Source organism: Evtepia sp., from assembly GCF_034090835.1.
Lineage (GTDB): Bacteria > Bacillota > Clostridia > Oscillospirales > Oscillospiraceae > Evtepia.
Map to the genome: position 1 here is coordinate 20,372 of NZ_JAXDRS010000018.1, position 18,198 is coordinate 38,569.

An 18,198-nucleotide genomic window follows, 5' to 3' on the forward strand; every position below is an offset into this window, starting at 1 on the left:
TCCTGAGACTGCATGAGGGAGATTGGCCGGCGATCCCGGTCCGGCCAATCCCCGTGGCAGATCAGCGGACCTTGATCTTACCGAAGGTAGGCAGTGCGGGAGGAATGGGAGGCATCTGCCAGGTGGTGGTAAGGGGTACGGTGATATCGCGGTCAATCTTCACGTCGATGACGGTGGGACGGCCAGACTTGATGGCGTTCTCCACGGCGCCGGCAATGTCGCCGGGCTTGGTGATGGTGACGCCGTCGCCGCAGACGTTAATGCAGGTGGTCTCGGGACGGGCCAGCTTGGCGCCCAGCACGCCTACGACGCCGAAGCCCATGGCAGCGAAGCCGCCGGCGGTGAAGTGGGTGTTGGGGGTTTCGGTGGTCCAGTACTGCTCCACCCAGGGCTGGTTGTTGCCCACGTCGGAGAACATGATGGCGTCCTTGGGAGCCACCTTGCGGATCTCGGTGATCAGGCGGCGGGGATCGATGGGATCGGCGTCGCTCTGACCGAAGGGAGTGACGAAGTCGCCCCATTCCTTGCGGAAACCGGCGATTTCCTGGTGCCAGACGGTGTAGTCGCCCTGGACCTTCTTTTCCTTGGCCATCTCGATGAGCTGGGTGAGGACGGTGCGGATGTCGCCCACCACGCCAACATCCACGGGATAGTTGCGGGCGATCTCGGTGGCGTCGATGTCCACCTGGATGAGCTTGGTGACGGGGAAGTTGTAGGCGAAGCCGGGCTGCCAGGTGGCGGTGTGCAGGTCGTTGAAGCGGCAGCCCAAGGCCAGGATCACGTCGGCGTTGCGGGCGGCTTCCACGGCGGGGTAGTGGCCCCAGGTGCCGTTGACGCCCAGACACAGGGGATGGGACTCCGGCAGAGAGGACTTACCCATAAGGGAGGTGATGACGGGGATGTTCATTGCCTCGGCGAAGATCCGCAGCTCTTCCTGGGCGGAGGAGTGGTTGACGCCGCCGCCAGCCAGGATAAGGGGCCGCTTGGCATCCTTCAGCTTCTGGAGAATGGAGCCGACAACCCGCTCTTCTGCGCCGGTGCGCCAGGCGATGGAGTCGGACCAGTCGATGGGGTCTGCGATGACGGTCTCGGCTTCCAGCTGGTAGACGTCGTAGGGAACTTCGATGTGGACGGGGCCGGGACGGCCGGTCTTCATGAGCTTGAAAGCTTTGGGAAGGAAGGAAGAGAGCTGTCCTGCGGTGACGGCCTGGTAGCTCTGCTTCACGTAGGGCTGAATCGCTGTGGAGAAGTCAGCCTGGTGATAGCGGTACTGTTCCTGGAGGGCGCCAGTGTCAAACTGAGACAAGGGGGCCTGTCCGGTAAACTGAAGGAAGGCAGAGGAATCGTAGAATGCGTTGGCTACGGCGCAGGTAGACAGAGCCGGGCCCGGGCCAGTAGAGACGTAAACAGGCAGAGGCTGCTTGGTTACGCGGAAGTAGGCGTCGGCCATGAAACCGCAGGCAGTTTCGATTCTGGGCCATACGATCTTGATATCATCCTGCTTGTTGAAGAAAGAGTCCAGCATACCGATGGCGCCGTGTCCGGCATAACCAATCATGTATGGGATCTTTTCCTTCATCATGTACTCAGCGATGATATCAGCGCCTTTCATTTTCGACACTTTGTCAGGCTTGTAAATCATGATAGATCCTCCCGTAGTAGAGTTTGGATGAGAAAACCGGAAAGCGGCCTGCATAGGGGACAGGAAATTTTTCTCAGGAACAGGCGGTGCTTATAGGGGTACTGAGAAAAATCTTGTTTTTTTGGCGACTCATCCTTTATGCGATAATATTATCACACTATTTCTCGCTGCTCAAGGAGGAATAGTGAGAATTTTGGGTTTCTTCGATTGCGATAGAACAAGATTCTTGTTTTTTACGATTTGTTAAGAAGAATGCTTGCGGCGTTCTTAAAAATATGATAGAATTTTCTCAAATCAAGAAATTCTCATTTCTGAGAGGAGGGGGACCATGATTTCGTCCTTCGATTTTCCTGCCATCCAACGTGCGTGGGAACGCTATGTTTTGGGACCGGAACCGGTTCCGGAGCACATTGAAGGGGTGCGCCAGGAGATCGTTGATTCCTGGCGGCGGACCAAAGGAAAGGTAAATCCTCTGTCGTTGGGAAAACCAATCCCTGAGGAAACGCTTTATAAAATCCAGGAAGAGAATGCACAGTTCATTTCCATCGCCCGACCCTATCTGCTGAACCTTTTTGAGTATCTCCGAGATAGTGGATACCAAATTACCATCGTCGATAAGAACGGATGTATTCTTGATACCATTTTTGATGACAGCGTATCCAGAGAGCCACCGGAACAGTTTCGGATCGAAAACGGAAGCCTCTTTGCAGAGGAGGCTGCTGGGGTGAATGGGATTTCCCTTTGCCTCCAGCTGCAAAGGCCAGTGTCGGTGTTTGGCCCGGAGCATTTCCAACAGAGCAACCATAACAGCATCTGCTACGCTGCGCCCATTCACGACCAGTTCCACCACTGCATCGGCTGCGTGGATATCTCCGGGCCTTTGAAGAATTACCATCCCTCTGCTCTGGCCATGCTCCAGATCGCCATCAGCGGCATTGAGCGAGAGCTGTCTTTCCGACAGACCAACGCAGTGCTGACCTCTACCTTGGACGCCTTTAACGAAGGAATCCTTGTTTTAAATGGAGACAACGTGATCATCCATCACAACGCCAAGGCCAGAGAGGTGCTGGCTGTAGGGGAGGATACCCTCATCGGACAGTCGGTGTATTCTGTTCTGCGGCAGGATTCGCTGCCTGCTCCGGCGCAGTCTCTGCGTCAGCGGATTTCATCTATGGAGTGTACTATCCTTAACCGGTACCAGACACCCTTAGACGTGAGCCTCACGGTGATTCCTGCGGACGACACGAACGGACTGCACATCACACTGATTAAATTGGAGTCCCGGGCGGAAATGGCCCATCTGGTGTACCGGGGCAACGAGTTTTCCGCCCATTATACCTTTGACTCAGTGATTGGCGTATCTCCGGGGATTCAGTCAGTGAAAGCTATGGGGATGGTGGCAGCCACAACATCCACCCCGGTGCTCATTTTTGGTGAGCAGGGGACGGGTAAGGAGATCATCGCCCAGGCCATCCACAACAGTAGTCAGTGGGCGGACGGCCCCTTTGTTTCCCTGAACTGCAGCAAGCTCCCGCGGGGATTGCTGGAGAGCGATCTGTTCGGGTACGAGGGAGGCGTGTTCTGCGGTGGCAAGGAAAATGGATACACCGGGAAATTTGAGCTGGCCAACGGGGGAACTCTGTTTATTGACGAAATCGATTGCCTCTCCCTTGAGGCGCAGGGTGACCTGCTCCAGGTGCTGCAAACCGGGACAGTCACCCGTTTAGGGGGAAAGTACGCCAAAAGCGTGTCCTTTAAACTCATCGTTGCCACCACTACGAACCTGCTCTCTGCGGTGCAGAAGCGAAACTTCCGGGGTGACCTCTACTACCGGCTCAATGCCATGACTATTACCATCCCTCCCCTGCGGGAGCGGAAGGAGGACATCATGCCGGTGGCCCGCCATTTTGTGGAGCAGTACCAGTTTGACGCAGGAAAGCCGGCGGTCTCCGTGGACCCGGAGGTGGAGCAGGCACTGCTGGCCTATCACTGGCCCAACAATACCCGAGAGGTGGAGGCCATGGTGGAGGAGACCCTGCATATCGCAGAGGATTCGGTGATCCATTTGAGTGATCTTCCCACTACGCTGCTGAGTAACTATTACGCAGATAAAGCCCGGCAGGAAAAGAAGGACGGCACACGGGAGAACGTCGACCCGCCTGAAGAGACGGAGGATACCCGGGGCAGCCAGAGCCATCTGGAGGAGTACCAGAGTATTATCAGCGAGCTGAAAGCCCAGGAGGGGAACGCCAAAAAGACAGCGGCGGCCCTTCATATGCCCCTGAGTACTCTGTATCGGAAGCTGAATAAATATGGCGTTAACCCCAAGGACTACAAGAAAAAAGGGTAACGAAAGGAGAGAGGCGATTTTCGCCTCTCTCCTTTTTCGGAACGGAAAGAGCATTGTCAGGAAAACGGGCGGAATTGCCGCGTCTGCCAGGTGGCTTTTTTCTCCGGGACCCGGTATACTGAGAGCATCTCATACAAGGCAGGAGGACGCACCATGGGCTTAGGAAGCAGTTTGTACCACGCCAGAAAGAAGAGCGGACTTTCCCAGGAGAACGTGGCGGAGAAACTGGGGGTCAGCCGCCAGACCATCTCCAAGTGGGAGACCGGCGAGACCCTGCCGGACATTCGCCAGTCTAAGCAGCTGGCGGTGCTCTACCACATGACCTTGGATGAACTCATTGACTACGATGTGGATGAGGCGCAGGTTAGGGAGATGATTGACAGCGTCAGCGAGGAAACCCAGAAAAAACTGGATTGGAACAAGGTCTGGAGCAAGAAGTATCCGGTCCTGGCGACCTATCACCAGAAAGTGCGGGTAGAGGACTATGCCCCGCAGATCCAGGAGATGCTCACCCAGCTGCGGGTGGACTACGGCTACAACAATACGGATGCTCTTTTGGTGTTAAAAGACATTCTGGCCCGGGTATGGAAAGGACAGCTCTAACCCTTTCTCTGGGACGGTATGCGCCCGGAACCATCGGAAGCTCGGTGGTTCCGGGCGCTTTGCGCAGAAGAGGGAAGGGAGCAAAAACAAAGGGCGATTTTGAGAAATAGAGACAGGCCGCAGGGGAATAGAGTAGAGGACAGGAGGTGATGCCAATGATTTCGGCATGGATTTTACTTCTGATTCAAACCATCTGTTTCCCTCTTCGCCTGGGCAACGCCAGTTCCTTTCCCCGGCCTCTCAAGGCGGAGGAGGAGCGGGCCTATCTGGAGCGCTTTGCCCAGGGGGATCTGGAGGCGCGCAACAAGCTGGTGGAACACAACCTTCGTCTGGTCTCCCACATATTAAAAAAATACTATGTGCAGGCGGGGGATCAGGATGATCTGATCTCCATTGGGACCATTGGGCTCATCAAGGGGATCTCGACGTTTAAGTCGGACAAGAAAGTCCGGCTGGCGACCTACGCCAGCCGGTGCATTGAAAACGAGATTTTGATGTACTTCCGGGGACAGAAGAAGTACCAGGGAGACGTCTCCCTGTCCGACTCCATCGACTCGGATGGGGAGGGGGGCGGCCTGTCCCTGATGGATGTGATCAGCGTGGACGACGATATGCTGGAAAACCTGGACGCCAGGGAATCCTGCGCCAGGGTGCGCCAGTGCGTCAGGACCTGCCTCACCGAGCGGGAGGCCCGGGTGATCGCCCTGCGGTACGGCCTGGACGGGGAAGGAAAGGACCCAGGACCCAGCGGGAGATCGCTTCCCGCTGCGGCATCAGCCGGTCTTATGTCTCCCGCCTGGAGAAGAAGGCCCTGAGCAAGCTGCGGGCCGAGATGGAGAAAGGGGCCCAGCCGGGATAAGGGAAGAACGCAAGGAAGGAGGGGACCCGGATGGGTCCCCTCCTTCCTTGACAGGGGAAAATCAGAGACGGGCAGCGATCTCGTGTCGCTTGGGCCCGGTGGAAACAAGGGCAATGGGGGTTTCGATCTCCCGCTCCAAAAAGTCTACGTAAGCTTTTGCGTTTGCAGGAAGTGCGTCATATTCGGTGATCCCCCGGATGTCACACTTCCAGCCCGGCAGGGTGGTAAACACCGGCTTGGCCTGGTCCAGCAGGGCGGGCACCGGGAAATCCCGGGTGACGACGCCATTGACCTCGTAGCCGGTGCAGACCTTGATCTCGTCCAGGTAGCCCAGAACATCCAGGCAGGTGAGGGCCACCTTGGTGGCGCTCTGAACCATGCAGCCGTAGCGGGTGGCCACAGTGTCGAACCAGCCCACCCGGCGGGGGCGGCCGGTGGTGGCGCCGAACTCGCCCTTGTCGCCGCCCCGGCGGCGGAGCTCATCTCCCTCGGGCCCCAGCAGTTCGCTCACGAAGGGTTCGGTTTGAGAACCCACACAGGAGGAGTAGGCCTTGGTCACGCAGATGACATCCTCGATGGCGGTGGGGGGGATGGCAGCGCCCACGCAGCCGAAGCCGGCCAGGGTATGGGAGGAGGTGGTCATGGGGACGATCCCCAGATCGGGGTCCTTCATGGCGCCCAGCTGGCCTTCCAGAAGGATGGTTTTGCCCTCCTTCAGGGCCTGGTGGACGTAGGCCACCGTATCCCCCACATAGGGACGGATCACTTCCCGCAGGGACAGAAGCTCCTCATACAGTTCCTGGGCGTCCACAGGCGGCTGGTGATACAGGGCCTGGAAGAGGACGTTTTTCACCTCCAAAGCCTGCTCCAGCCGCTGTTTCAGCCGGTCCTCGTGGAAGAGGTCGCAGACCTGGATGCCGATCTTGGCATATTTATCGGAGTAGAAGGGGGCGATGCCGCTCTTGGTAGAGCCAAAGGCACGGCCCCCCAGACGGGCTTCCTCATAGGTGTCCTGAAGCACATGGTAGGGCAGCAGGAGCTGGGCCCGCTGGGCAATGATGAGGTTGGGGGCGGGGACCCCGGCGTCAATGAGCATCTGTAGCTCCTGGGTGAGCTTCCGGATGTCCAGGGCCACTCCGTTGCCGATGATGTTGGTGATATGGGAATAAAACACGCCGGAGGGCAGGGTGTGCAGGGCAAAGCGTCCATAGTCGTTGATGATGGTGTGTCCTGCGTTGGCGCCGCCCTGATAACGGATCACAAGATCGGATCGCTCCGCTAAGAGGTCGGTGATTTTTCCTTTTCCTTCGTCGCCCCAGTTGGCGCCGACAATCGCTTTTACCACAGAAGATCCCTCCTAAGAAAAAAATACAGTTTATTATAATCCGGAGACCTCTTAGATGCAAGAGGGGAAGAAAAAAATTTCATTTCCTCTCCAGAGCCTTGCGGGAAGGGAAATCTGCATCTTTACATTCACGATTTAACTTGGTAAAATGAACAGGTAAATTGGCGCAAAGGAGGCGCATTTCATGAAGAAATCTCCCAATGAATCCTATGATTTATTATATGAGAGCCTTCTGCAGCTGAAAGACGCAGAAGAGTGCCGCCGCTTTATGGAGGACCTGTGCACGGTCAACGAACTCAAGGCCATGACCCAGCGGATCGAGGTGGCTATGTACCTGCGGGAGGGGATGATCTACCAGGACATCCTGAAACGCACCGGGGCCAGCAGCGCCACCATCAGCCGGGTGAATCGCTGCCTGCAATACGGAGCGGAGGGCTACCAGACAGTGCTGCCCAGGGTGGACCTATTCTGGGAGAAAGAGAAGAAGGAAGCACCGTGAGCCAGTGGGACAGAACCTATGACGCCCTGGCCGGCTGCTACGACGACATGACCGAGGACGTGAACTACCGGGACTGGGCAGACTTTCTGGAAAAGCTCTTTGCCCGGGAGAAGCGCCCGGTAGGCACGGTCCTGGACCTGGCCTGTGGGACAGGCACCATGTCCTTCCTGCTGGCCGAGCGGGGCTATGAGATGATCGGGGTGGACTTCTCCCCGGAGATGCTGTCGGTGGCGGCGGAGAAGACTGTGTCGGAGGGGAAGATCCCCCCCATCTTTCTCTGCCAGCCTATGGAGGAGCTGGACCTGTACGGCACAGTGGACGCCTGCGTCTGCCTGCTGGACAGTGTGAACCACGTGGTGGAAGCCCGGCGGCTGTGGGAGGCCTTCCGCCGGGTGTGGCTCTTTTTGGAGCCCGGAGGGCTCTTTATTTTTGATGTCCACACCCCGGAGCACCTACGGTCTCTGGGTGGGGGCATCTTCCTGGACGAGACTGAGGACGCTTACTGCGTCTGGCGGACCGATTACCACCCCCGGCGGAAGATCTGCACCTACGCCATGGACGTGTTCACCCGGCAGGGGGCCCTGTGGCGGCGGGAGGAGGAGATCCACGAGGAGCGGGCCTACACCCCCCAGGAGCTCACCCAGGCCCTGGAGCGGGCGGGCTTTACCGCCATCCGCCAGTACGGCAACCGGAAGCTCCGCAGCCCGGTTAACGGGGAGGAGCGCATCTTCTTCACGGCCCATAAGCCGAACGTACCTTAAAGAAGAGAAGGAGACCATTACCTATGGATTATATTGTACGCATGATCGCAAAGGACGCCCCGGTGAAGGCCATGGCCATCCAGGGCAGAGCGCTGGTGGAGCGGGCCCGGGCCATCCACAACACCATGCCCGTGGCCACCGCTGCCCTGGGCCGCACCCTCATGGCCACCTCCATGATGGGCCAGCAGCTCAAGGAAAAGGAGGGGTCCATCACCGTGCGCATCCAGGGGGGCGGCCCCCTGGGGAGTATTCTGGCGGTGTCTGACAGCCAGGGCAACGTCCGGGGCTATGTGCAGAACGGGGCAGTAGAGCTGCCGCTGAAGGGCCCGGCCAAGCTGGACGTGGGAGGCGCCGTGGGAACCAGCGGCTCCCTCACAGTGATTAAGGACCTGCGGATGAAGGAACCCTATGTGGGGACCATCCCCCTGGTGTCCGGAGAGATCGCCGAGGATATCACCGCCTACTTTGCTGAGAGCGAGCAGATCCCCACCGCCTGCGCCCTGGGGGTGCTGGTGGACCGGGACCTCTCTGTAGCCGCTGCCGGCGGCTATCTCATCCAGCTGCTGCCCGGCGCAGACGATGACGTGATCGACAAGATCGAGGCGGGCATCGCCCGGGTGGGCCAGGTGACCACCCACCTGAACCAGGGGGCGACCCCGGAGGACCTGCTCCACCAGGTGCTGGGAGATTTCGATCTGGAGACCCTGGAGACTGTGCCCGTGGAGTACCGGTGCTATTGCAGCCGTGAGCGGATGCAGAACGCCCTTATCAGCATGGGCAAGCAGGAGCTGCGGGCACTCATCGACGAGCAGGGCAGAGCCGAGATGACCTGCCAGTTCTGCGACGCAGTCCACGTGTTTGAAAAGGAAGAGCTGGAGGCGCTTTTGGCCACCCTGTGAGGGGCCGTCAGGGGGCCGATTTGGCCCCCCTGATCCCCCGCAAAAAAATCCCAAAAAATTTGAAAAAACCTATTGACAAATGCCCCCTTCATGGATATAATAAGTTTTGTCGCTTGGGGGTGTGAACCTCCCCGAAAGCCTCAAGGGAGCATAGCTCAGCTGGGAGAGCACATGCCTTACAAGCATGGGGTCACAGGTTCGAGCCCTGTTGTTCCCACCACTTATTTGGCGCGGTAGTTCAGTTGGTTAGAACGCCGGCCTGTCACGCCGGAGGTCGAGGGTTCAAGTCCCTTCCGCGTCGCCAAAAGGGCACGACAACGTGCCCGCAAACATGCCCAGGTAGCTCAGTTGGTAGAGCAGCGGACTGAAAATCCGCGTGTCGCTGGTTCGATTCCGGCCCTGGGCACCACCGTTGCAGAGTTCTCTGCAACGATCTGCGAGTGTAGCTCATCTGGTAGAGCGCCACCTTGCCAAGGTGGAGGTAGCGAGTTCGAGCCTCGTCACTCGCTCCAGATGGCGCCATAGCCAAGTGGTAAGGCAGAGGTCTGCAAAACCTTCACCCCCAGTTCAAATCTGGGTGGCGCCTCCAGAAGAAGCCTTGTCTTTGTGACAAGGCTTTTTGTTTTACCCAGAATCCCCTGAAAGAACAAAAGGAGTCGGCTGTGATCTATTTCGTGGAGGACGACAACAGTATACGGGAGCTGGTGCTCTACACCCTGAATAACTCCGGCTTTTCCGCAGAGGGCTTTGGACGGCCCTCGGAGTTCTGGAGCGCCCTGGGGCAGCAGACCCCTTCCCTCATCCTGCTGGACATCATGCTGCCGGAGGAGGATGGGATCTCCATTCTGAAAAAGCTTCGGGCCGATCCGGCCACCCGGATGATCCCGGTGATGATGCTCACCGCCAAGGGGACGGAGTATGACACGGTCATCGCCCTGGACGCCGGGGCAGATGACTATGTGCAAAAACCTTTTCGGATGATGGAGCTGCTTTCCCGGATCAGAGCACTGCTGCGCCGGGCGGAGCGCTATCGGGTGGCCCAGGAGCCGCCGGAGACCTACGCCATTGGGGAGCTGTATGTGTCGCCCTCCCAGCACATTGTGCGGGTAGGGGAGGAGGACATTGCCCTGACCTTAAAAGAGTTTGAGCTGCTGTGCCTTCTGGTGGAGAACCGGGGGATCGTGCTGACCCGGGACAAGATCCTGGATAAAGTCTGGGGGGACGCCATGGGCCGGGAGAGCCGGACAGTGGACGTCCATATCCGGACCTTGCGACAGAAGCTGGGTGAGGCTGGAAGCCTCATTGAGACGGTCCGGGGCATTGGCTACAAGCTCCGGGGGAACAACGGGACCTGAGAATAGAATCGAATGAAGAAACGCCCAACGGGACCTGCCATGGCAGACCCGTTGGGCGTTTTGTTATGCGTGGCAGACCTTGTCCAGAATCCCGGTGAGGTGGGCCAGGACAATGCCGTAGTTGCAGATGGGGACCTGCTGGCTCTGGGCCTGGGCGATGCGATGGAGCACATGGCGGCGGTTGAACATGCAGGCGCCGCAGTGGATGACCAGGTCGTACGGAGTCAGGTCCTGGGGAAAGTCGTTCCCTCGGACAAAGGTGAAGGAGAGCTCTTCCCCGATCCGTTTGCGCAGCAGGCGGGGGATCTTCTCCCGGCCGATGTCCTCTTCCGTGGGGGCGTGGGCGCAGGCCTCCGCCACCAGAACGTGGGACTGGGGGGTGAGCTGGTCGATGGCTTTGGCCCCCTCCCAGAAGGCCTCGATGTCCCCCTTGTACCCTGCGAAGAGGATGGAGAAGGAGGTGAGCAGGCTCTCTGGGGGCTTCTGGGCCCAGACGGTGGGAAAGACCTGGGAGTCGGTGATGATGAGCTTAGGGGGCGCAGCGCAGCAGGCCAGGGTCTGGGACAGGGTGTCAGCGGTGCAGCTGAGCACCGAGCACTTCTTGTCCAGCAGTTCCCGGATGGTCTGCACCTGGGGGAGGATGAGCCGGCCTTTGGGAGCCTGGATATCCTGGGGCATCACCAGCAGGACCAGGTCACCTGGAGCGGTCAGGTCCCCGGTGATAGAGCGCTCCCAGAAGGTGTCTGGCAGCAGGCGGATGATCTCCTGCCGCAGAGCGTCGATGCCCTGGCCGGTTTTGGCGCTTACGGGTACCAGGGACAGGCCCTGGACCCCCTCCCGGGCCAGGTCGGCCGGGACAGGGGTTTCATCGGTTTTGTTCCATACCAGCAGGGTAGGGATGTTCTTTTTCTGGAGCTGGCGGAGCCAGTCCAGCTCTTCCCGGGGAGCCTGGGTGAGGACCAAAAGGGCCAGGTCGGTTTTATCCATGGCCTGTCTGGTCTTTTCCACCCGGAGCGCCCCCAGCTCTCCCTGGTCGTCGTCCAGACCAGCGGTGTCCAGAAAGACCACCGGTCCCACCCCACGGAGCTCAAAGGGCTGGTAGACCGGGTCAGCGGTGGTACCGGGCACAGAGGAGACCAGGGCTTTGGCCTGGCCGGTGAGGGCGTTGAGAAGGGAGGACTTTCCGGCGTTTCGTTTGCCCAGCAGGGCGATGTGAGGGCGGTTGGCCCGAGGCGTGTCTTGCAGTCCCATGGTCAGCCTCCCAGGTCCAGGGTGAGGCCGCTGCGCCGGGCTACCTCCTGGCAGTGGGCCAGGCCGGAGACGTTTCGCCGGTCAATGGGCCGGAAGGCGTCCGCCTTGGCGTCTGGGAGAAGGTCGCAGAACAGCAGGTTGGCCCCGCAGGCAATGGCGTCCAGGTTGCCCTGCTCGTCCGCCAGACCTTTGGTGAGGTCCTCTCCCGGCTGCTGGGCGGTGATCTTGATGCCCGGCAGCAGCAGGCGCACCAGGGCGATCTCCTTGTTGTTCAGCAGACGGCTGCCCGGTCCGCCCCGGCTGGCCAGCGGGGTGTGCAGGGCGGGGAGATAGGGAATGTTGGGGGCCCAGCTGATGTCCAGCTCCTTCATAAGCAGGATGTCGTCGGCCAGCTCGTCCAGGGTTTGGCCGGGCCAGTCCACGATGTTGCCCGAGGCCAGTTTCATGCCCGCTTCCTTGATAAGCTGGGCGGCCTCCATGCGCTTTTGGAAGGTGGTGGAGGGGTTCAGCTGGTTGAAGCTGTCAGGATGGGACATCTCGAATTTTAAGACGTATTCCTCCACCCCGGCGCTGTGCAGGGCCCGGTACTGGTCGGGTTCCAGCTCTCCGGCCCCCAGGGCGATGGAAAAGCCCTGCGTCCGGAGACCCTCCACCAGGGTGAGGAGGTTGTCAAAGCCGTAGTTCCCGTCGTCTCCGGAGAGGGGGAACATCCGTCCCAGACCCGCCTCCCTGGCCCGTTGGGTCAGGGGGAGGATCTCGGCGGGGGACATGCGGTAGCGGGGAATGGGGCTTCCTGCCCGCATCCCGCAGTAGAGACATTGATTTTTGCAGATGTTGCTGTAAGCCAGCATGGCGGTGACCAGGAGAGTGTCTCCAAACTGGTCCCGACAGACCTTCTGGGCGGCCGGGGCGACGGCCGCCCAGAAGGCGGGGGCAGGCATGGAGAGGACCTCCAGGATCTCCTGTTTGGTTTGGATGTGCATAGGGTGCCTCCTGCGGTCAGAGTGGATGGGTCAGTCCTTGAGGATGTAGTAGAAGTCATCCCCGGGCATCTGGCCACCCACGGCCTTGGGGTTCTGGTCAAAGAGGACCTGGAAGTAACCGGAGAGGGCGGTCTTCATCTCCTCGCCGGTGACGCAGACGATGTTGCAGGCGGGGATGGCCTTTTCTGCCACGGCGGCGTCCACGATGTTGTACTGACCCACCAGAGCGGCGGCTTCCTTCACGTTGTCGTTCACGTACTGGGTGGAGGCAGCGTACTCTTTCAGGAAGGTGGCGACGGCGTCCGGATGCTCCTTGGCGAACTCAGCCCGCACCACCAGACCGGCGGTGACCAGCTGGCTGCCGTTGTCCAGGGCTTCCCATTCCTTGGTGAGGTCCATGGCGACCTTCAGCTTGGGGAACTTGCCCTGGGCCACGGTGACGAAGGGCTGGGGCAGCATGGCGATCACGTGGTCCTGAGCGGCCATCTGGGCCACGATCTCGGTGGGCTCGCTCTTCCACTGGATGGTGACGTCAGAGGCGGGGTCCAGGCCGTTCTGTTTCAGCAGGTAGTTCAGGGCGTACTCAGGGGTGGAACCCTTACCGGTGGCGTAGATGGTCTGGCCTTTCAGGCTGTTCCAATCGGTGACGGTGCTGCCGCCCTTTTCCACGATGTAGATGACGCCCAGGGTGTTGGTGGCCAGATACTGGACAGCGCCCTGGGAGTTGTTGTAGAGAATGGCGCCCAGGTTGGCGGGAACGGCCAGGATGTCCAGCTCACCCTGGAGGAGCTTGGGGGTCAGCTCGTCGGCAGATCCGGCCATGGTGAAGGTGTACTTGTTCTCGGTGGTGCCGGCCTCGTTGTCAGCGAGCAGCTTTACCATACCCATGGAGGTGGGGCCTTTCAGGCCGCCCAGGCGGATGGTGACGGCTTCTGTCTCGGTCTTGCCGGCGTCCGGGGCAGGGGCAGCGGCTTCTTTGGGGGCGCCGCACCCGGCACAGAGGGCCACCAGAAGGCAGAGAGAGAGCAAAAGGGCCAGGAGTTTGTTGCGTTTCATGATACATTACCTCGATTCTTGCCAATGGCGATAATAAGTGTATTATACTTGGTTTTTATAAAAAGCTGGTTGCATTTGCAACCAGCTTTTTGGGATTTGGCGGGAGAACCGGGGAAGGCTAAAAGAGATTGCCCAGGGAGAGGTGCTCCAGGGTGCGGATGTCCTCCAGCGCACCGATGATCTGGGTGTTGGCGGCGGCGTAGCCGCAGGGGTCCCGGTACTGGAGAAAGACCTGGGACTCCCGCAGGAGGATGGAGACCTGATCCACGTCTGTGTGGCACTGGACCAGATGGAGGTAACTGGCGCTGTTCTCCCAGAGGGTCAGGGCCTTTTGAGAGAGGGCTTTGGCCTGGTCCCAGTCCTCCTGGCCGGCGGCCTGGGAGGCCCTGATCAGGGTCTGCTGCATGGGCTGGACCAGATGGGTAAGTTTGTTGGCGTTGGCCAGCAGAAGGAGGGTGACCCCCAGGAGGAGAGCGAGAGAGATCCAGAGATGCTTCATACGGCTGCCTCCTTGGGGGCCAGGTAGATCTTGCCGGCCTCATCCACGGTCATGAGAAAGACCGCGCGGACATCCGGGATCCCCCGCTGGGAGAGCTGATGACGGACCCAGTCCGGGGTGCGGCGGGCGGCTTTCAGGTTGTGGGAGAGGAGCCTGCCGTCGCTGATGAGGATGAGAGGCAGGCCCGGGTCTTTGGGGGATTTGCCCAAGTCCTTGTGGGTGACCGGCTGATCCTTGGCGTAGGGGAGGACGGAGATGTGGCCTGTGGTCTCCAGCACGGCGTACTTCACGGTGGATAGGTCTGTGACCCCTGCGCCCCGGAGCTCCTCCATGAGTTCGTCGATGGTGAAGCGGTTCTTTTTCATCTCCTGGCTGAGCAGCTTCCAGTCCTGGATGATGATGCTGGGGCGGCTGCACAGGAGGGCCCGGAACCGGATGCTCTTCACGGTGAGCACCGAAAGGATGGTGGACAGGCACAGGAGGGTGACGATGGGGAGGATACCCATGAGCAGGGGAATGCGGAAGTCCTGCATGGGGACCGCCGCCAGGTCGGCGATGATGAGGGAGAGCACCAGTTCGGAGGGCTCCAACTCGCCGATTTGACGCTTTCCCATGAGGCGGATGCCCACGATGATGAGCAGATAGAGGATCATGGTGCGGATAAGGGCGGTGATCAAGGGGGAGAACTCCTTTCCTTGGGGGATTCTTACCCATAAGGATGCCCGGCGGGCGGCTTAATATACTGAGGAGAAGGACTTGCAATCTGAGGTAGCTTGCAGTAAAATATGACATCAACCTTGGAGGAAAGACGGAAAGGATGGCCTTGCATGGAACATGAACTTGTCCTTATTTTGGACTTTGGCGGCCAGTATAACCAGCTGATCGCCCGCAGAGTGCGGGAGTACGGCGTGTACTGCGAAGTGAAACCCTACAGCACCCCTCTGGCGGAATTGCGCGCCATGAACCCCATCGGCATTATTTTCACCGGTGGGCCCAACAGCGTCTACCTGGAGAATGCACCCCGGGTGGAGGAGGAACTGTTTACCTGGGGGATTCCCATTTTAGGCATTTGCTACGGGTGTCAGCTCATGGCTCATACCCTGGGCGGCCAGGTGGTACCTGCCCAGGAGGACACGGCGCGAGAGTACGGAAAGACGCTGACCTACTATGACACCAACTGCCCGCTCTTTGACGGGCTGCCTGCCCAGGGCATCTCCTGGATGAGCCACGGGGACTATATGGCCAAGGTCCCGGCAGGGTTCTCCCTGGTGGGTCACACGGAGATGTGCCCCAACGCAGCCATTGCGGACCAGACCCGGGGGTTTTATGGGGTGCAGTACCATCCGGAAGTGAACCACACTGAGCACGGCCTGACCATGCTCCGGAACTTCTTATATAAAGTATGTCATGCGTCCGGTGACTGGACCATGGGGGACTACTGCAAGTCCGCCATTGCAGCCATCCGGGAAAAGGTGGGGGACGGCAAGGTGCTTCTGGCCCTGTCCGGGGGCATGGACTCCTCCGTGGCTGCGGCTCTCTTGGCGGAGGCCATCGGCAGTCAGCTCACCTGCGTGTTTGTGGACCACGGCCTCATGCGCCTCAACGAGGGAGATGAGGTGGAGGCTGCCTTCTCCAAGTGGGACTTGCACTTTGTAAGAGTGAACGCCGAGACCCGCTTCCTGCTGAAGCTGGCCGGAGAGCAGGAGCCCGAGCGGAAGCGGAAGATCATCGGGGAGGAATTTATCCGGGTCTTTGAGGAAGAGGCCAAAAAGATCGGCCGGGTGGATTTCCTGGCCCAGGGTACCATCTATCCTGACGTGATCGAGTCCGGGGCCGGAGAGGCAGCCGCCATCAAGAGTCACCACAACGTAGGCGGCCTGCCGGACTTTGTGGACTTCCAGGAGATCATCGAGCCCCTGCGGATGCTCTTTAAGGATGATGTGCGCCAGCTGGGCCGGGAGCTGGGCCTGCCGGAGTATCTGGTGTCCAGACAGCCCTTCCCCGGGCCCGGCCTGGCCATCCGCATCATCGGCGACATCACCAAGGAGAAGGCCGACACCCTCCGTCTGGCCGACGCCATCTTCCGGGAGGAGATCGCCAAGGCGGGAGAGGATCAGAATCTGAACCAGTATTTCGCAGTGCTGACCAACACCCGCTCTGTGGGCGTGATGGGCGACGGCCGGACCTATGACTATACCCTGGCCCTTCGTGCCGTGACCACCAGCGACTTTATGACCGCTGATTGGGCCCGTATCCCTTACGACGTGCTGGACAAGATCAGCGTGCGGATCGTCAATGAGGTGCAGGGCATCAATCGGATCGTCTACGACATCACCTCCAAGCCCCCGGCAACCATCGAGTTTGAATGACAGAAGCAAATATGTTACTGTTGCAAAACCCTTGAAAACAGTCGGATTTAGCGAGTAGGTGTTGCCAAAAACTCCTGAGTGATACTGTTTTGATACTGAAAAGCTGAAAAGATAGGTTCAAAAGGGAGTTGTTGAATTGAGCGAGTTTTGCGAGCGATACTTATTGACCGAAGGGCAATAAGATAGGTACAAAGGTTAAAAGCCTTCCGTCTTTTATGGTGGGAGGCTTTTGTTGAAAATAGTGTGTGACAAATAAGAAATGTATGGAGAGATTATAAATGGAATGGATATTTAATGGAATAGGAACACAAATAATATCTTTGATTGTAGGAATAGTAATGGGGGTCATTGGAGAGAAAGCTCATCAAAAATATAAACGCAAAGTCAAGCAAAAATCTGGTGACAATTCAATTCAAGTAAATTCATCTGTAGAAGGTGATAACTTTGGGAATACACATCTAATTAGAGGAGATATGAATGTATATAATGTTAATGATGAATTTGATATTAGAAAAATTTCCTTTATGAGTAATTCTGAGATTGAGAAAGTAATTTATGCAGGAAATGATGCGACTACCAGGAAGTGGTGTTTGGAATTAATTCTTGAAAATAAACAAGAATATTTAATAAATATGTGTGTGAAGAAAATGAATAATGACCAAGAAAAATTCAAATTATTAAAATCACTTGTAGAACGAGACACTACGTTGACGAAATATTTGGGATTAATAGAGGAGTCAATAACTAATAATGTTAACTTAACTAAAATAATTGAAACATATATTGATTTTAGACTTGAAGATCGTGTGCCTTTAATCTTTAGAAAAATTAATAATAATAATTATATTTTTAAAAGTTTAATATTAGTGTATCCTGTTAACAAGATACTATTTGATTCTTTATATAAAAATGGAAGTTGTTTCAATGAGGATAAATATATAAAAAAAATGGAGAAATGGATTTGTGAACATTCGGATACTGTTTAGAGACTAAAAGTGTTATAAAAAAGGAATTAATAGGAACCAGTTGATTACTAAATTTTACTAAACGAAAATCCATAATCTCTAATTAAATTCGATTTGCCGTAATAATTGAATCTTATCTAAACACAAAAGCACATGACTTTAAGATTGTAAAATCTTTAACCTATGTGCTTTTTCTGTGCCTATTTTATATCCGGCGGAATCTTAGCGGATATACCTTTTCTATAGAATTTTACATTGCTTTCCTCAAAGGGAACATAATCTTTTTTCAGGCTGTCAGGGTAGTTTGCCTTCCAATCCTGCAAGGCTTCTTTCGTAATTTCATTATTCTCATATTTTTCTTTCATTTCCTGCCACTGTTCAAGCATATTACGGATTCTGAGAATAGCTTCGCTACCGAAATATATGCCTGTGGTAGTGTACTCAGGATCTTCATCATTTAGAATAACGGGGCGGATTTTCACTTCAATGCTGTCATCCAGCTTAAACAAAAACCGCATTAAATCATGTTCCGTATAGGGATAATCAGGCTCTTTTAAATATTCTTTGTTTACATGTAGTGCAGCAGAAATATTTTCCAAGACATCATCTTTAGGAGTACGAATATCAAGTTCGTATTGCCTTATCCTTACATCATCTAAATGTATCCTATCTCCTAATGCCTTTTGCGTAATTCTTCTTAATTCACGGAATTTCTTTATCAATTTACCCAAACTCAATTCAAACACCTCCTTAGGAGCAAAT

Annotated in this window: 16 protein-coding genes, 5 tRNA genes and 1 pseudogene; 14 read left to right on the top strand and 8 right to left on the bottom strand. The window is 57.0% G+C overall.

Annotated elements, in window-relative coordinates; all coding sequences use genetic code 11:
• Nucleotides 1–61 precede the first annotated feature (61 nt).
• Entirely contained in the window at nt 62–1,642 is a 1,581-nt protein-coding gene (locus SOR61_RS03355) for a thiamine pyrophosphate-binding protein (protein ID WP_320611279.1), read from the bottom strand.
• A 328-nt stretch (nt 1,643–1,970) separates the two neighbouring features.
• Here SOR61_RS03355 and SOR61_RS03360 point away from each other — a divergent pair, with 328 nt between their 5' ends.
• From SOR61_RS03360 to sigK, 3 genes and pseudogenes are all read left to right on the top strand, one after another.
• Entirely contained in the window at nt 1,971–3,992 is a 2,022-nt protein-coding gene (locus SOR61_RS03360) for a sigma-54-dependent Fis family transcriptional regulator (protein ID WP_320611280.1), read from the top strand.
• A 153-nt stretch (nt 3,993–4,145) separates the two neighbouring features.
• On the top strand, nt 4,146–4,595 hold the full coding sequence (locus SOR61_RS03365; RefSeq protein ID WP_320611281.1) for a helix-turn-helix domain-containing protein: 450 nt from the start codon (nt 4,146–4,148) through the stop codon (nt 4,593–4,595).
• A gap of 155 nt (nt 4,596–4,750) precedes the next feature.
• A pseudogene (gene sigK, locus SOR61_RS03370) lies at nt 4,751–5,454 on the top strand (RNA polymerase sporulation sigma factor SigK).
• Between the two features lie 61 nt (nt 5,455–5,515).
• Here sigK and SOR61_RS03380 read toward each other — a convergent pair.
• Nucleotides 5,516–6,799: an adenylosuccinate synthase gene (locus tag SOR61_RS03380; RefSeq protein ID WP_320611283.1), complete on the bottom strand. Its 1,284-nt coding sequence runs from the start codon at nt 6,797–6,799 to the stop codon at nt 5,516–5,518.
• Between the two features lie 184 nt (nt 6,800–6,983).
• Between SOR61_RS03380 and SOR61_RS03385 the strand changes: the two genes are divergently transcribed.
• The 9 genes from SOR61_RS03385 to SOR61_RS03425 all read left to right on the top strand — a co-directional run bounded on the left by SOR61_RS03385 (nt 6,984) and on the right by SOR61_RS03425 (nt 10,313).
• Nucleotides 6,984–7,298 carry a YerC/YecD family TrpR-related protein gene (locus tag SOR61_RS03385; protein ID WP_320611284.1) on the top strand — a complete coding sequence of 105 codons (315 nt, stop codon included), beginning with the start codon at nt 6,984–6,986 and terminating at the stop codon, nt 7,296–7,298.
• Complete coding sequence (locus tag SOR61_RS03390) at nt 7,295–8,059, top strand: class I SAM-dependent methyltransferase (protein WP_320611285.1); 765 nt, start codon at nt 7,295–7,297, stop codon at nt 8,057–8,059. The genes SOR61_RS03385 and SOR61_RS03390 overlap by 4 nt, the downstream gene beginning before the upstream one ends.
• 23 nt (nt 8,060–8,082) lie before the next feature.
• Nucleotides 8,083–8,958 (top strand): Hsp33 family molecular chaperone HslO, encoded by an 876-nt coding sequence (hslO, locus tag SOR61_RS03395; RefSeq protein ID WP_320611286.1) that lies wholly within the window; start codon nt 8,083–8,085, stop codon nt 8,956–8,958.
• A gap of 144 nt (nt 8,959–9,102) precedes the next feature.
• A tRNA-Val gene (locus SOR61_RS03400) sits at nt 9,103–9,178 on the top strand.
• A gap of 7 nt (nt 9,179–9,185) precedes the next feature.
• Nucleotides 9,186–9,262, top strand: a tRNA-Asp gene (locus SOR61_RS03405).
• A 29-nt stretch (nt 9,263–9,291) separates the two neighbouring features.
• Nucleotides 9,292–9,367: transfer RNA gene (locus SOR61_RS03410), tRNA-Phe, on the top strand.
• A 27-nt stretch (nt 9,368–9,394) separates the two neighbouring features.
• Nucleotides 9,395–9,470 (top strand) — tRNA-Gly (locus SOR61_RS03415).
• Nucleotides 9,471–9,473: 3 nt separating this feature from the next.
• Nucleotides 9,474–9,547: transfer RNA gene (locus SOR61_RS03420), tRNA-Cys, on the top strand.
• A gap of 73 nt (nt 9,548–9,620) precedes the next feature.
• A complete protein-coding gene (locus SOR61_RS03425) occupies nt 9,621–10,313 on the top strand; it encodes a response regulator transcription factor (RefSeq protein WP_320611287.1) in 693 nt (230 codons plus the stop codon).
• 63 nt (nt 10,314–10,376) lie between these two features.
• Here SOR61_RS03425 and hydF read toward each other — a convergent pair whose 3' ends face one another.
• The 5 genes from hydF to SOR61_RS03450 all read right to left on the bottom strand — a co-directional run bounded on the left by hydF (nt 10,377) and on the right by SOR61_RS03450 (nt 14,779).
• On the bottom strand, nt 10,377–11,564 hold the full coding sequence (gene hydF / locus SOR61_RS03430; protein WP_320611288.1) for a [FeFe] hydrogenase H-cluster maturation GTPase HydF: 1,188 nt from the start codon (nt 11,562–11,564) through the stop codon (nt 10,377–10,379).
• A 2-nt stretch (nt 11,565–11,566) separates the two neighbouring features.
• Complete coding sequence (locus SOR61_RS03435) at nt 11,567–12,547, bottom strand: radical SAM protein (protein WP_320611289.1); 981 nt, start codon at nt 12,545–12,547, stop codon at nt 11,567–11,569.
• Between the two features lie 30 nt (nt 12,548–12,577).
• Nucleotides 12,578–13,603, bottom strand: a complete 1,026-nt coding sequence (locus SOR61_RS03440) for an MqnA/MqnD/SBP family protein (protein ID WP_320611290.1) — start codon at nt 13,601–13,603, stop codon at nt 12,578–12,580.
• A gap of 118 nt (nt 13,604–13,721) precedes the next feature.
• The gene (locus SOR61_RS03445) at nt 13,722–14,102 is read right to left on the bottom strand and encodes a DUF4363 family protein (protein ID WP_320611291.1); all 381 of its coding nucleotides are present in this window, start codon (nt 14,100–14,102) and stop codon (nt 13,722–13,724) included.
• Nucleotides 14,099–14,779, bottom strand: a complete 681-nt coding sequence (locus SOR61_RS03450; RefSeq protein ID WP_320611292.1) for a DUF421 domain-containing protein — start codon at nt 14,777–14,779, stop codon at nt 14,099–14,101. The genes SOR61_RS03445 and SOR61_RS03450 overlap by 4 nt, the downstream gene beginning before the upstream one ends.
• A gap of 150 nt (nt 14,780–14,929) precedes the next feature.
• Here SOR61_RS03450 and guaA point away from each other — a divergent pair, with 150 nt between their 5' ends.
• Both guaA and SOR61_RS03460 read left to right on the top strand, forming a co-directional pair.
• Nucleotides 14,930–16,471, top strand: coding sequence for a glutamine-hydrolyzing GMP synthase (guaA, locus tag SOR61_RS03455; protein ID WP_320611293.1), 1,542 nt, complete (start codon nt 14,930–14,932; stop codon nt 16,469–16,471).
• A 278-nt stretch (nt 16,472–16,749) separates the two neighbouring features.
• Nucleotides 16,750–17,457, top strand: coding sequence for a hypothetical protein (locus tag SOR61_RS03460; protein WP_320611294.1), 708 nt, complete (start codon nt 16,750–16,752; stop codon nt 17,455–17,457).
• Between the two features lie 179 nt (nt 17,458–17,636).
• On the opposite strand, the gene SOR61_RS03465 is transcribed toward SOR61_RS03460, so the two are convergent.
• Nucleotides 17,637–18,198 (bottom strand): helix-turn-helix transcriptional regulator (locus SOR61_RS03465; RefSeq protein ID WP_320611295.1); only part of this gene is annotated, 562 nt, incomplete at its 5' end.